13 protein-coding genes are annotated in these 13822 nt (G+C 62.0%); all 13 read left to right on the top strand.

The annotated features are described in order from the left end of the window. Window positions 1–8: 8 nt before the first annotated feature. Window positions 9–1058 carry a phosphate ABC transporter substrate-binding protein PstS gene (gene pstS / locus ACQ4WR_RS11180; protein ID WP_102293415.1) on the top strand — a complete coding sequence of 350 codons (1050 nt, stop codon included), beginning with the start codon at window positions 9–11 and terminating at the stop codon, window positions 1056–1058. A 240-nt stretch (window positions 1059–1298) separates the two neighbouring features. Beyond that, window positions 1299–2270: a phosphate ABC transporter permease subunit PstC gene (gene pstC, locus ACQ4WR_RS11175; protein WP_225240714.1), complete on the top strand. Its 972-nt coding sequence runs from the start codon at window positions 1299–1301 to the stop codon at window positions 2268–2270. Then, the gene (pstA, locus tag ACQ4WR_RS11170; RefSeq protein WP_102293416.1) at window positions 2267–3163 is read left to right on the top strand and encodes a phosphate ABC transporter permease PstA; all 897 of its coding nucleotides are present in this window, start codon (window positions 2267–2269) and stop codon (window positions 3161–3163) included. The genes pstC and pstA overlap by 4 nt, the downstream gene beginning before the upstream one ends. 38 nt (window positions 3164–3201) lie before the next feature. Beyond that, the gene (gene pstB / locus ACQ4WR_RS11165; protein WP_010396817.1) at window positions 3202–3984 is read left to right on the top strand and encodes a phosphate ABC transporter ATP-binding protein PstB; all 783 of its coding nucleotides are present in this window, start codon (window positions 3202–3204) and stop codon (window positions 3982–3984) included. A gap of 48 nt (window positions 3985–4032) precedes the next feature. Continuing rightward, complete coding sequence (phoU, locus tag ACQ4WR_RS11160) at window positions 4033–4743, top strand: phosphate signaling complex protein PhoU (protein WP_070218051.1); 711 nt, start codon at window positions 4033–4035, stop codon at window positions 4741–4743. Window positions 4744–4748: 5 nt separating this feature from the next. Continuing rightward, window positions 4749–5438: a response regulator gene (locus ACQ4WR_RS11155; protein WP_034755074.1), complete on the top strand. Its 690-nt coding sequence runs from the start codon at window positions 4749–4751 to the stop codon at window positions 5436–5438. Window positions 5439–5449: 11 nt separating this feature from the next. Then, window positions 5450–6766: a phosphate regulon sensor histidine kinase PhoR gene (gene phoR, locus ACQ4WR_RS11150; protein WP_102293417.1), complete on the top strand. Its 1317-nt coding sequence runs from the start codon at window positions 5450–5452 to the stop codon at window positions 6764–6766. A gap of 74 nt (window positions 6767–6840) precedes the next feature. Further along, a complete protein-coding gene (senA, locus tag ACQ4WR_RS11145) occupies window positions 6841–8037 on the top strand; it encodes a selenoneine synthase SenA (protein WP_436487269.1) in 1197 nt (398 codons plus the stop codon). A 42-nt stretch (window positions 8038–8079) separates the two neighbouring features. Further along, window positions 8080–10026, top strand: a complete 1947-nt coding sequence (locus ACQ4WR_RS11140) for a UvrD-helicase domain-containing protein (protein ID WP_436487267.1) — start codon at window positions 8080–8082, stop codon at window positions 10024–10026. Between the two features lie 219 nt (window positions 10027–10245). Next, entirely contained in the window at window positions 10246–11148 is a 903-nt protein-coding gene (locus ACQ4WR_RS11135) for an NAD-dependent epimerase/dehydratase family protein (RefSeq protein WP_436487265.1), read from the top strand. A gap of 402 nt (window positions 11149–11550) precedes the next feature. Continuing rightward, window positions 11551–11934 (top strand): LiaF transmembrane domain-containing protein, encoded by a 384-nt coding sequence (locus tag ACQ4WR_RS11130; protein ID WP_102293437.1) that lies wholly within the window; start codon window positions 11551–11553, stop codon window positions 11932–11934. Further along, window positions 11924–12739 (top strand): LiaI-LiaF-like domain-containing protein, encoded by an 816-nt coding sequence (locus ACQ4WR_RS11125; protein ID WP_436487263.1) that lies wholly within the window; start codon window positions 11924–11926, stop codon window positions 12737–12739. The genes ACQ4WR_RS11130 and ACQ4WR_RS11125 overlap by 11 nt, the downstream gene beginning before the upstream one ends. Before the next feature lie 6 nt (window positions 12740–12745). Continuing rightward, entirely contained in the window at window positions 12746–13822 is a 1077-nt protein-coding gene (locus tag ACQ4WR_RS11120) for a sensor histidine kinase (protein ID WP_436487261.1), read from the top strand.

The raw sequence follows: 13822 nt of genomic DNA, 5'->3' as shown, positions 1-13822 counted from the left end.
GACTTGATATGCAAATGAAGCAAATGTTCAAATTTATCGTCGTGGGTGCTTCGGCAGCGATGGCATTTTCTTCCGCTTCCGTCATGGCGGCAGATATGACAGGTGCTGGCGCAACCTTCCCGTACCCGATCTACGCCAAATGGGCTGAGACGTACAAAGCCAACACGGGCAACGGCCTGAACTACCAGTCCGTGGGTTCCGGCGCTGGCATCAAGCAAATCAAGGCCAAGACTGTTGAATTCGGCGCCTCGGACATGCCGTTGAAGGCAGAAGAGCTGGAAGAAGCAGGCCTGATGCAATTCCCGGCCATCATGGGCGGCGTGGTCACCATCGTCAACCTGGACGGCGTCAAGCCTGGCCAGCTGAAGATGACGGGCAAGGTCGTTGCCGATATCTACCTGGGCAAGATCACCAAGTGGAGCGCGCCAGAGATCGCCGCGCTGAACACGGGCGTCAAGCTGCCGGACACGGAAATCACCGTGGTGCACCGCGCCGACGGTTCGGGCACGTCCTTCCTGTTCACCGACTTCCTGTCGAAAACCAACCCGGAATTCAAATCGAAAATCGGTGCTGGCTCGGCTGTGAAATGGGCCGTGGGCGTAGGCGGCAAGGGTAACGAAGGCGTCGCCGCCAACGTGCAGCGTATCAAGGGTTCGATCGGCTACGTCGAGTGGGCTTACGCCAAGAAAAACAATATGTCGCACACCCAGCTGCAAAACAAGGACGGCAACTTCCTGCAGCCTGACGACGAAAACTTCAAGGCAGCAGCCGCTTCGGCACCTTGGACGCAAACCCCAGGCTTCGGCGTGGTCCTGACCGACCAGGCTGGCAAGAACAGCTGGCCGATCACCGGCGTGTCGTTCATCCTGATGCACAAAGTCCAGGCTGACGCAGCCAAGGCCAAAGAAGTCCTGAAATTCTTCGACTGGGCCTACAAGAACGGTGGCGCCGCCGCCGTTGAACTGGACTACGTGCCAATGCCGGCATCGGTCATCAAACTGGTGCAGGACTCGTGGAAAGCCAACCTGAAAGATGCATCGGGCAAAGCCATCTACTAATCTGATAGCTTGACCATGTAAGTACCAATCCTTGCCCCTCCGCCAGCAGCACGGCGGGGCAGGGAGTTAGCCAGGACCGCCCGCAAGCCCTTGCAGACGGTCCTGGCTAAAGAAGCAAAAATAAAACAAGAGTTCACAACAGCAGTACCTGCAAACAGCGACACCGGCAGTACCACCCACATCTGGCACACTATGAGCGCACAATCTACCTCTTCCACGATCCCCATGCCAGGCGGCACCATGACCGATTCCATCAGTCACGCACAGATGCTTTCCACCATGCGCAAGCAGCGCTTCCAGGACTTCATGTTCCACAAGGTGACGATGCTGTTCGCCCTGTCGGTGCTGATCGTGCTGGTCGGCATCATCATTTCGCTGATCATGGAATCCATACCGGCCTTCAAGACCTTCGGCCTGCATTTCATCGTTTCGGCCGAGTGGGATCCCGTCAATGACCAGTACGGCGCCCTGATCCCCATCATCGGCACCCTGGTGACGTCTGTGATTGCCCTGCTGATCGCCTTTCCCGTCAGCTTCGGCATCGCCCTGTTCCTGACAGAAATCTGCCCGGCCTGGCTGCGCCGCCCGCTGGGCACGGCTGTCGAACTGCTGGCCGGCGTGCCATCGATCATCTACGGCATCTGGGGCCTGTTCGTTTTCGCGCCCCTGTTCGCCGACCACGTCCAGCCCATCCTGAAAGCCACCCTGGGCAACGTGCCTGTCATCGGCCAGCTGTTCAGCGGCCCCATGATGGGCATCGGCCTGCTGACGGCCGGCCTGGTGCTGGCCATCATGATCATCCCCTTCATCGCTTCGGTGATGCGCGACGTGTTCGAGATCGTCCCTGCCGTGCTGAAGGAATCGGCCTACGGCCTGGGCTGCACGCGTTGGGAAGTGGTGCGCAAGATCGTTTTGCCTTACACCAAGACCGGCGTCGTCGGCGGCGTCATGCTCGGCCTGGGCCGCGCGCTGGGCGAGACCATGGCCGTGACTTTCGTCATCGGCAACGCAAATAAACTGTCGTGGTCGCTGTTCGCCGCCGGTAACAGCATCACCTCGCTGCTGGCGAATGAATTCGGCGAAGCGCAGTCCGAACTGCACGTGGCGTCGCTGTTCTCGCTGGCACTGATCCTGTTTGTCATCACCTTTATCGTCTTATCCGCCGCCAAGCTGATGCTGGCTGGCATGTCCCGCAAGGAAGGCACGAAATGAGCCAGCTCAGCCAAGTTAGCAGCACCGACGTACCGGCCAAGCCGGCCATGAATCCTGTCTACCGCAAGCGGCTGCTGATGCACCGCATCGGCATCGCCCTGTCGGTAGCCGCCATGGCCCTGGGCCTGGCCGTGCTGGTGTGGATTCTGTTCACCCTGGTAGTAAAAGGCTTCGGCGCCCTGTCGGTCGACCTGTTCACGCAAACCACGCCGGCTCCCGGCAGCGAAGGCGGCGGCTTGATCAACGCCATCGTCGGCAGCGCCCTGATGGTGGGCCTGGCCACCGTGGTCAGCACCCCGATCGGCATCCTGGCCGGCATCTACCTGGCCGAATACGGCGAAGAAAACAAGCTGGCGCAAGTGACGCGCTTTGTGACGGACATCATGCTGTCGGCGCCATCGATCGTCATCGGCCTGTTCGTGTATGCGCTGTACGTAGCCCATGTGAAACACTTCTCCGGTTACGCCGGCGCCATCGCCCTGTCGCTGATCGCCGTGCCGGTGGTGGTGCGCACGACGGACAATATGCTGCGCTTGGTACCGAACAGTCTGCTGGAAGCCGCGTTTGCCCTCGGCGCGCCGCGCTGGAAGGTCGCCACCCTGGTGCGCTTGCGCGCCGTCAAGGCGGGCGTGATCACCGGTGTCCTGCTGGCCCTGGCCCGCATCGCCGGTGAAACGGCACCGCTGCTGTTCACGGCCCTGAATAACCAGTTCCAAAGCTTCAACATGAATGCACCGATGGCCAACTTGCCGTCCGTCATCGCTTCGTTTGCGATGAGCCCGTACGACAACTGGCGCTCGCTGGCCTGGGGCGGCGCACTGCTGATCACCTTCAGCGTGCTTGCCTTGAATATCCTGTCGCGCACCGTGTTCAGCCAAAAAGTCCCTAATTAAACAGATACCGAGCGAAGCGAACCCATATGAATACGCAAATGAATCCAGCACAAGACCTGGCACCAAAGAAGAAAACCATCGAGATTTCGGGCCTGAACTTTTTTTACGGCAAAACGCAAAGCCTGCATAACGTCAACCTGGACATCCACGAGAAGAAGGTCACGGCCTTCATCGGCCCGTCCGGCTGCGGCAAGTCGACCCTGCTGCGCACCCTGAACCGCATGTACGACCTGTATCCGGGCCAGCGCGCGGAAGGCTCGATCCTGTACCGCGGCCGCAACGTGCTCGACGCCGACCAGGACGTCAACATGCTGCGCGCCAAGGTCGGCATGGTGTTCCAGAAGCCGACGCCATTCCCCATGTCCGTGTACGACAACATCGCCTTCGGCGTGCGCCTGTATGAAGACCTGTCGAAGGGCGAGATGGACGAGCGCGTCGAATGGGCGCTGAAAAAAGCCGCGCTGTGGGGCGAAGTGAAGGATAAGCTGAGCAAGAGCGGCCTGTCGCTGTCGGGCGGCCAGCAGCAGCGTTTGTGCATCGCGCGCGGCGTGGCCGTGAAGCCGGACGTGCTGCTGCTGGACGAGCCAACGTCGGCGCTGGACCCGATCTCGACCTCGAAAGTGGAAGAGCTGATCAGCGAACTGAAACAGGATTACACGATCGCCATCGTGACGCACAATATGCAGCAGGCGGCACGCTGCTCCGACTATACGGCGTATATGTACCTGGGCGAACTGGTGGAATTCGGCGAAACGGACCAGATCTTCATGAATCCGGCCCGCAAGGAAACACAGGATTACATCACCGGCCGCTTCGGCTGATCCGCCCCGCATAACGACATACAAGACAACTGAATACGGAGAGACAGCATGATAGGCGAACATTCATCCAAGCAATACGACAACGAACTCGAAGCGATCCGCTCGAAAGTGCTGCTCATGGGCGGCATCGTTGAAACCCAGTTCCTTGACGCGATGACCTGCTTTCGCATTGGCAACCCGGAGCGCGCCGACCGCGTGATGCGCGAAGACGACGTCGTCAACCAGCTGGAAGTGTCGCTCGATGATGCCTGCAGCCATCTGATCGTGCGCCGCCAGCCGGCCGCCAACGACTTGCGCACCATCATGGCCACCATCAAGGTGATCACGGACCTGGAACGCGTGGGCGACGAGGCGACGAAAATCGCCCGCGTGGCGAAGAATCTGCACAAGCGCGGCAACGCCGTCGTCAACCATTACGAAATGGTGCGCGGCATCGCCAACACGGCCACCGACATGCTGCACGACGCGCTGGACGCGTTTGCGCGCAATGATGGCAAGCAGGCATTACAATTAATTGCACAAGATGCCATCATCGACCATGAGTTTCGGTCTATCATGCGCAACTTGATTACTTTTATGATGGAAGACCCGCGCACGATTTCGGCGGCGCTCGATACCCTGTGGGTGGCCAAGGCCATCGAACGGATCGGCGATCATGCGAAAAACATCGCCGAATACGTGATCTACGTGGTTGAAGGCAAGGACATCCGCCACACCAAGGTGGCTGCTCCCGCCATTTCCGAGGAGCTCCCTGAGTAAGCTTTATGGCATCTGATAAAACCACGGTATTGATTGTTGAAGATGAGCCGGCCATCGTTGAACTGGTGACCTATTCGCTGCGCGAATCCGGCTGGAATTGCTGTTCTGTACAAAACGTCGCCGATGCCTGGGAATTCATCCAGCACCGCACGCCGCACTTGATCCTGCTGGACTGGATGCTGCCGGATCAGACGGGCTTGCGCCTGCTGTCACGCATCCGCGCCGACCGCAATTTCGCCGCCATCCCCGTCATCATGCTCACCGCCAAGAGCATGGAAGAAGACAAGCTAGCCGGCCTGAACAGCGGGGCTGACGATTATGTCACCAAGCCGTTCTCGCCGCGCGAGCTGCTGGCCCGTGCCAAGGCCCTGTTGCGACGCAAGAGTCCGGAACACGCGCAGGCGCCCATGCGCGCCGGCAACGTGGCCCTGGACCCCGTCAGCTGCACCGTCATGATGGATGAACAGAAGATCGATATCGGCCATGCCGAATACAAGCTGCTGAAATTCCTGCTGGCCCATCCGGAACGCGTGTTTTCGCGCAGCCAGCTGCTCGACAAGGTGTGGGGCGACCATGTGGTGATCGAGGAACGCACGGTCGATGTCCACGTATTGCGCTTGCGCAAAGCCTTGAAAGAGGCGGAAAGCCTGATCAAGACGGTGCGCAGCGTCGGCTACATGTTGTCTGAAAAGTAAAGCTGTCCATTATGAATCCGAAATTGCTGTTCTGGGTACCGGCCGCCTTGCGCATGGTGCTGGCGCTGCTGGGCGTGGGTGTCGTCTGGTATCTGCTGGGCGCCACGTACGCGCTGGGCATTGCCTTCGTGCTGATGGCCATGATGGTGTTCGTGCAGCTGTCGTATCTGTTCCAGCTGAGTAACTGGCTGGACAATCCGCAAAGCGCCAAGCTGCCCGATGGCTGGGGGGCCTGGACCAGCATTTTCGCGCGCCTGTACCGCATGCGCCGCGACGACGAGAAAAACCAGGCCGAGCTGACGGAGTGGCTGGCGCGTTTCCGCCAGGCCATGCACCTGCTCCCAGACGGCGTCGTCATCATGGATGACGTACTGTTCCTCGAATGGTGCAATCCGGCCGCCGAGAAACACCTGGGCCTGACGCACGAACGCGACAAGGGCATGCGCGTTACCAACCTGATCCGCAGTCCCGAGTTCATGGATTACATCATCCTGGGCCGCTACGACCAGCCCTTGACGATCACCTTCCGCAACCGCAAGCTGATCGTGCAGATCATCCCGTTCGAGAACCGCCGCCAGATTCTCGTCACGCACGACGTGACGGAAACGGAACGCATCGAGATGATGCGCCGCGACTTCATCGCCAATGCCTCGCACGAGCTGCGCACGCCGCTGACGGTGATCGTCGGCTTCCTGGAAATCGCTTCCGCCGAGCTGGACCTGGACGCCGCCACGCGCGCCGCCCACCTCAAGCTGATGACGGAGCAGGGCCACCGCATGCAGCACCTGATCGAAGACATGCTGACCCTGTCGCGCCTGGAATCGGTCGACTATCCGCTGCGCCCCGAACCGGTGGATGTCAAAAAGCTCATGCAGCAGGTCTTGCGCGATGCCAAGGGGCTGTCGGCCGGCAAGCACGAAGTGACCATGGAATGCAATGGCCCCGACGTGCTGGGCAGCTACGATGAGCTCTACAGTGCGTTTGGCAACCTGGCGTCGAATGCCGTGCGCTACACGCCGGCTGGCGGCGCCATCACCCTGCGCTGGCAGGATGGCGCGGCCGGTCCGCAATTCATCGCGCAGGATACGGGCATCGGCATCAGCCCCGAGCATATCGCCCGCCTGACGGAACGCTTTTACCGCGTCGACAAGAGCCGTTCGCGCGAAACCCAGGGCACGGGCCTGGGCCTGGCCATCGTCAAGCACGTGCTGCTGCGCCACGGCGGGACCCTGGCCATCCAGTCCGTTGCCGACAAGGGCAGCAGCTTCATCGCCAGCCTGCCCAAATCCGTCATCACGCCGCTGCAAGGCGAATTGCTGGTCAAGTAAATGGCACAGGGGAAGCGTCCCCTGTGTGCCACAGCGACTAGTGCAATGTTGGCAAAAGTCGTTACAATCAGGCCATGACTTTAATCAACGCTTCCTTTCGCCATGCAGGCGCGCAGCAACTGGCGCAATCGCTGCTGGCCGCGCGCCAGGCCACCCTGTCCCTGTTCGACTGCTACACGTATGCGGGCCTCGACGTGGTGGCCGGCATGCCGCACCATCCTCAACTCAGCCCGCCGCTGTGGCAACTGGGCAATATCGCCTGGTTTGCCGAGTGGTACATCCTGCGCGAAGCTCCCTCCAGCCACCCGGCGGACGCCGTCTACAATTCGCTGCTGACGCGCGGCGACGATTTGTTCGATGCGAACATGGTCGATCACCGTGCGCGCTGGTCGCTGGACTTGCCCAGCCCCGGCGCCGTCAAGACGTATTGCCACGAAGTCCTGGACCGGGTGCTGGACAAGCTGTCGCGCGAAGCCAATGTCGACAGCGCCCTGGCGCCGTACCGGCTGGCGCTGGCGCATGAAGACCTGTGCGGCGAGCAGTTGCTGGCCGGCCTGCAATGGCTGGGCCTGAAAGGCCCCGAGGCGCAGCCGGCAAGCCCTTCCTTGCCGCTGGCGGCAGGCGAGATTTCCTTTCCGGGCGGTAGCATCGAGCTGGGTTCGCGCCGCGACGGGGGTTTTGCCTTCGACAATGAATGCCCGCCACACGCGTGTTATGTGCCGCCGTTTACCATCGATGCCGTGCCCGTGTCGAATGCCCAGTTCGCCGATTTCGTGTCGGACGGCGGCTACCAGAACCGCCAGTTCTGGAGCGCGGCCGGCAGCGCCTGGCTGATGCAGCAGGAGCGTTCGTCGCCGCTGTACTGGCTGCGCGACGGCATGCAGTGGCGCACCATGCGCTTTGGCCAGCGCATGACCTTGCCGCTGCACGAAGCCGTGCGGCACATCAACCTGTATGAAGCGCAGGCGTATTGCGCCTGGGCCGGGCGCCGCCTGGCGAGCGAGGCGGAATGGGAGTATGCTGCGCTGTCCGGGCATCCGGTGTTCCAGTGGGGACACGTATGGGAATGGACGGCGACGCCGTTCGAGCCGTATCCGGGCTTTGCCCCCGATGCCTGGCGTGAATATTCGGCGCCGTATTTCATGCAGCACCAGGCGCTGCGCGGCGCCGCGTTCGCCACGCCGCTGCGCTTGCGCTCGGCGCGCATGCGCGCCTTCCAGGCGCCGCAGCGGGTCGATGGCTTCACGGGCATGCGCACCTGCGCCTGGTAATGCCCGGGGACCAGGCATTCGCCCATCATTTCAGGAATACTTTTGAGTACAGATAACGCCCCGCAGTTCATTCCCAAACGCATCACGCCCACGCCGGAACAGGTCGCCATCCAGACGGCGCAAAAGAAGGTGGTGCTGATCGACGCCAATGCCGGCGCCGCCAAGACGACGACCCTGGCCCTGCGCCTGGCCGAAGCCCTGCACCGGGGCCGCGCGCCCGAACGCATGCTGGCGCTGGTGTTTACGGAAGCGGCACGCGTGGCCCTGCGCCAGCGCCTGCTGGAAGTGGGCGTGCCGCTCGGTGTCGTCAAGCGCCTGACGATCGACACCTTCGACGCCTTTGCCGCCAAGGTGCTGCTGCAGATGGAGCGCGTGCAGGTGGCCGCCATGCGCAGCGACGAAGAACTGCGTCCCGTGGCGTGGGAAGCGCTCGAAGTCGTGTCCGAGAAATATGCACACCGCTATGCGCTGGAAATCAATACGACGAATGCGGCGATCGCCGAATTCCTGAAGTTGCAACTGCGCACCAAGGCGCGCATGGATTTCCAGCATCCGGACTTCGAAAGCAATTCCCTGGAAGATAATCTTGAGTTGCTGGGCATGTCGCGCACGCATTATCTGTGGCTGCGCGAATACGAAGGCTTGCGCGGCGCCGACACGGGCGATATCCAGTTCCGTGCGCCGTTCGACGCCACCTACGACCTGGTGCGCATGCTTGACGGCGACGAACCGCTGCGCCAGCAGTTGCCCGCCTTCCAGATCATCGTGGCCGATGAATTGCACGATTTGAACGAAGCGTCGTTCCGCCTGCTGACCATGCTGATCCGCCGTGGCAACGCCTTTTTCTGTGGCGCCGGCGACAAGGATCAGGTCATCTACACGTGGTCGGGCGCCGATCACCGCTTTTTGCGCCAGCGTTTCGAGCAGGAATTCCCCACCTTGCAGCGCCTGCCGCTGACGGCGTCCTACCGCTATGGTCCGCAACTGGCGCACGCCGTCGGCGTGCTGAAGAACAAGGCCAGCGTCTCGGCCCTGTCGCGCGCCACCCACATCGAGGTGCTGCAATACGCGCATACGCAGGCGCAGGCCTGCAGCGCACAGCTGATCGCCGCCCTTGAGCACGCGCATGCGGGCACCACGGCGATTTTGCTGCGCGACCGTGACCAGGCTATCCGCGTGGAAACGGCGCTGTTCCAGAGCGGTATCGCGTATGGCCTGGTGGACATGAACAGCTATCTGCTGAGCCAGGAAGTGCTGATGCTGCGCGGCATGGTCGCCATCGCCCGCAAGGATTTGCACGCGATCAAGAGCGGCCCGCGCCGCGGCGACATCCTCGAAGCCCTGGTGGCCTTCGCGGAAATCCCGTTTACCCGCACGGAGCTGCAGCAAGCCAAGGCCGACGTCGCCAATTACCCGGACTTGCTGGAAGGCTTCCTGACCAACCAGCTGGCCAAGTCCCACAACCAGGCCAAGGCGGCCCTGACGCAGGCGGCCGTCGACTACCTGCGCGCGTTGCCGCCCGACGCGCTGGCCGGTGACGCCCTGCAGCATATCTTTGGCCTGATGCAGCTGGAACAGACGGCGCGCCGCATTTATGTCGACCCGGCCCAGGCGCGGGTCGTGGCCCGTTCCCTGCACGGTTTCATCGATGTCTGCCGCGAGGCGGGTGTGGCGCTGGGCGGTTTTGCCGGCTGGCTGGGCGAGATGGAAGAGGCCGTTGCCATCACCAGCGGCAAGGCGCAGCTGGTCATCGCCTGCATCGATCAGATCAAAGGCCTGGAATACAGCCACGTGATCTTGCCTTACCTGGCCGTCGATGAATTCCCACGCAGCAAGACCGACCCGCTGGAAGAGGAAAACCGCTTCTATGTGGCCGCCACGCGCGCGCGCGACAGGCTGACCTTGCTGACGCCGGAAGATCCCGCCTACCAGAGCCGCTACATCGCCGCCCTGCAGCTCAACCAGAAGATTGTTGCGTCGAAGTCATAGATCTTTTGCTGCGCAGCTGCTTTTTGCGAAGGCGGAAACGGCGCATACTTTGTCGGACTGATCACAATCGATCTGAACTTACAAAGGAGGAACGACGCCTAACAAAACCGTAGCGAGCGGCGATGATTTGTGGCTAAGAAGCGCAACCGTGCTAGAGCACGGTGAGCATCGCAGGCCGCAAAGCGCGACGCGCAGCAGGTTTTGTTTGGCGTCCACGGCATGAAGATTTTCTTGACAGGCGCGGCAGGTTTCATCGGCAGTTCCATCGCGGCGGGCCTGGTGCGCGCCGGCCACCAGGTCACGGGCCTCGTGCGTAAACCGGAGCAGGTGGCCGAGCTGGCCAGCATCGGGGTGGAGGGTATCGTCGGTACCCTGGACAACCGTGAACTCATCATCGGGCAGGCGAGGGCGGCCGACGCCGTCATCAATGCGGCCAGCAGCGACCACAAGGGGGCCGTGGAAGCCATCATTGAAGCGCTGGCCGGCAGCAACAAGCCTTTCCTGCACACCAGCGGCTCGTCCATCGTGGGCGATGCCTCGGGCGGCGAGGGCACGGAGCAGATTTATTATGAAGACAAGCTGCCGGCGCCGACGGCCGACAAGGCGGCCAGGGTCGCCATCGACGACCTGGTATTGGCCAGCGCCGACAAGGGCGTGCGTGCCAGCGTACTGTGCAATACCCTGATCTATGGCCACGGCGCCTTGCCGCGCGACAGCGTGCAGCTGCCGCGTTTGCTGAAACAGGCGCGCAAGAGCGGCATCGTGCGCCACGTGGGGCCGGGCCACAATATCTGGTCCAATGTGCACATCGACGACGTTGTCAGCCTGTACTTGCTGGCGCTCGAAAAATCGCCTGCCGGCACCTTTTACTTTGTCGAGTCGGGCGAAGCGGCCTTCCGCGACATGACGGCCGCCATCGCCGGTGCATTGCAACTGGGACCTGCGCAGGACTGGCCGCTGCCGGAAGCGATCGCCGAATGGGGCTACGAGATGGCTTCCTATGGCCTCGGCTCGAACAGCCGCGTGCGCGGCGAACGGGCGCGCAAGCTGCTGGGCTGGCAGCCGCAGGGGCCAGGCGTGCTGGAGTGGATCAAGCATGACATGCTGAATCCGCCCCACTGATTGCCGGCAGGATTGATGCAACTCAGCAAGACAGATGCTGTGTGCGCTAGCGAACGGTGCATTTGCGTGAACAGGGGTATGATGACTTTGCCTGGTTGAGACGCACTGCCGTGAAGTTGGCGGCATGTTCGATCTTCCTGCAGGTCAGCCGGTCGCCTCAAGGATCGGCACCAGATTTTGCCTTGCATGGGCCGCCCCGCCAGGGAATGCCCATCGGCGCCGTAAGTCGTGTACTGCATCAACCCCTTCAAGGCCGGCGCTTGCCGGTCTTTTTTTTCGCCCGTCGTTTTGTTGCGTGCCGTTTCGCCATCCACCTCCCCGTATCCGCCATTCGCCGAACAAGGCTGTCGCCGTGCGCCCATGGCGCGTATCTTTACGATTAACCAACAACAAGGGGATATCGTGAAACCAGAACAAGCGTATTGCCGGCGTACCCAGCTGCTGTGGGGCGTGCTGCTGATCGCCATCGGCGCCGTCATCCTGCTGGACCGGCTCGATGTGATCATCCTCCACGATTACTATTCACTATGGCATTATTGGCCATTGATCATGGTTGCCTTCGGCCTCAACAAGCTGGTCGCGCCCGTGTCCGCCAAGCAGGTGTTGAGCGGCCTGTGGCTGATCTTCTTTGCCGCCTGGTGGTATGTCTCGTATGAAGAGCTGTGGAACTTGAATTTCTACAATAGCTGGCCAGCCCTGCTGATTGCCTGGGGCGTGGGGCTGGTGCTGGAACCGCTGCTGAACAAACACTTTATTGCCTACCGGGAGTCCGAGCATGAAAAATAAACCGCCGCTGCATTCGCCATCGCAGATCGTGCTGGGCGTCATCGTCATCGGGCTGGGCCTGCTGTTCCTGCTCGATAACCTGGGCTTCATCAATGTCCGCTACACCTTCCGCTTCTGGCCCACGGCATTCATCGTCTTCGGCCTGCTGAAGCTGTCGCAAAGCCGCAGCGCGAATGGCTATTTGCTTGGCGGCATGCTGGTTTTCCTGGGCGTGGCCTGGACCCTCAAGCACATGGGCATCTTCTACATGAACTGGGACGTGCTGTGGCCCTTGCTGATCATCGGCGTGGGTGTGGCCGTGGTTTCGAAGTCCTTGCCCGGTTCGCAGCAGCGGCTGCGCCGCCGGCGCTTTGGCGCGCAACAGGACGGCACGGCGCCGGGCGATGCGTTTGGCCAGGCCAGGAATGGCGCCGTTTCGCTCGACAAGCAAGCCGATACGGCAGCGCCCGGTGCTGGCGCTGAGGGACATGCCGACGACGACAGCATCATCGAGGTGACGGCCATCCTGGGCGGCTATGTGCGGCGCGTGTCGTCGCAGCGCTTCAAGGGGGGCGACATCAACGTCATTATGGCGGGCTGCGAAATCGATTTGCGCCAGGCCTCGATCGAGGGTGAAGCCGTGCTCAACGTGTTTGCCCTGTGCGGCGGCATCACCATCAAGATTCCGCCTGACTGGAGCGTCGTGCTGCAGGGCACGCCCATCCTCGGCGGTTTCGAAGAAAAGACCATCGTGCCGCCGAACAAGGACAAGCGTTTGTATGTGACGGGCTACGCCATCATGGGCGGCCTGGAAATCCGCAACTAGGCGCGCATGTCCGGGCCATTGTCGAAGCGGCGCGGCGCCGTGGCGCTGTTCCTCGTCTGTCTGGCGCTGGGCCTGGCCCTGGCGGTCATGCTCGCCAGGGTGGCACAGGCGCCGTGGCTGAATGCGGCCCTGCTGGTCGTGCCCGCCACGCTCGTGTATGCGATCGGCACGGGCTTTTCCGCCTTTTACCTGTGCCGCGCCTATCCCCTGAATGCCCGCCATCCGGCCGCCATCGCCGGCGTGATGGGCGTGGCGGCCCTGTTCGCTGGCTTGCTGTGGGCAACCCTGCTGCAGTTCCTGAACAGCGTCAGCCTGTTGCTGGACGTACGCTGGTTGGGCGTGAACCTGAGCCAGTCGCTGCTGGCCCTGTTCTTTGGCGTGGGCGTGCTGCTGTATTGCCTGGTGGCTGCCGTGCATTATCTGCTGCTGGAATTCGTGCGCGCCAAGACGGCCGAGCAACGGGGACTGGAAGCGCAACTGATGGCCCAGGAAGCCCAATTGCGCATGCTGCGCACGCAGATCGACCCGCATTTCCTGTTCAACAGCTTGAATTCCATCAGTGCCTTGACGTCGATCAATGCGGCGGGCGCGCGCCAGATGACCTTGCAACTGGCCAGCTTCTTTCGCCAGAGCCTGAGCCTGGAAGCGCACAAGAAAATCGCCTTGCAGGAAGAGCTGGTGCTGATCCGGCACTTCCTCGCCATCGAGCAGGTGCGCTTTGGCGCGCGCCTGCAAGTGGCGGAAAGCATCGATGCCGCCGCGCTGGCGTGCCTGCTGCCGCCCATGCTGATACAGCCGCTGGTGGAAAATGCTGTCAAGCATGGCATTTGCGACTTGACGGAGGGCGGCCTCATCACCATCGAGGCGCGGCGCGCGGGCAGCCTGCTGCACATTCGCGTGAGCAATCCGGTGGAGGCGGATCAGGCACCGGCGCGCGGCAATGGCGTGGGCCTGGAAAACGTGCGACAGCGCCTGGCCGGCGCCTATGGCCACGAAGCCGGCGTGCACTGGGCGCGGCGCGGCGCGACGTTTGACGTGACGATATCGATGCCGGCGCAGACCGGCGATATGGAGGAAGAATGA

This window comes from Janthinobacterium amylolyticum (genome assembly GCF_051380655.1).
Classification (GTDB): Bacteria; Pseudomonadota; Gammaproteobacteria; order Burkholderiales; family Burkholderiaceae_D; genus Janthinobacterium.
Note: the sequence above shows the minus strand (reverse complement) of the source record. Positions and strands in the feature narration are given on the sequence as shown.

What these genes read in the sequence shown, in the direction of transcription:
- ACQ4WR_RS11125 (WP_436487263.1), top strand. Translation starts at nt 11,924, where the DNA reads ATGAAAAATAAACCGCCGCTGCATTCGCCATCGCAGATCGTGCTGGGC.
- senA (WP_436487269.1), top strand. Translation starts at nt 6,841, where the DNA reads ATGACTTTAATCAACGCTTCCTTTCGCCATGCAGGCGCGCAGCAACTG.
- ACQ4WR_RS11135 (WP_436487265.1), top strand. Translation starts at nt 10,246, where the DNA reads ATGAAGATTTTCTTGACAGGCGCGGCAGGTTTCATCGGCAGTTCCATC.
- ACQ4WR_RS11120 (WP_436487261.1), top strand. Translation starts at nt 12,746, where the DNA reads ATGTCCGGGCCATTGTCGAAGCGGCGCGGCGCCGTGGCGCTGTTCCTC.
- pstC (WP_225240714.1), top strand. Translation starts at nt 1,299, where the DNA reads ATGACCGATTCCATCAGTCACGCACAGATGCTTTCCACCATGCGCAAG.
- pstB (WP_010396817.1), top strand. Translation starts at nt 3,202, where the DNA reads ATGAATCCAGCACAAGACCTGGCACCAAAGAAGAAAACCATCGAGATT.
- pstA (WP_102293416.1), top strand. Translation starts at nt 2,267, where the DNA reads ATGAGCCAGCTCAGCCAAGTTAGCAGCACCGACGTACCGGCCAAGCCG.
- ACQ4WR_RS11155 (WP_034755074.1), top strand. Translation starts at nt 4,749, where the DNA reads ATGGCATCTGATAAAACCACGGTATTGATTGTTGAAGATGAGCCGGCC.
- phoR (WP_102293417.1), top strand. Translation starts at nt 5,450, where the DNA reads ATGAATCCGAAATTGCTGTTCTGGGTACCGGCCGCCTTGCGCATGGTG.
- pstS (WP_102293415.1), top strand. Translation starts at nt 9, where the DNA reads ATGCAAATGAAGCAAATGTTCAAATTTATCGTCGTGGGTGCTTCGGCA.
- phoU (WP_070218051.1), top strand. Translation starts at nt 4,033, where the DNA reads ATGATAGGCGAACATTCATCCAAGCAATACGACAACGAACTCGAAGCG.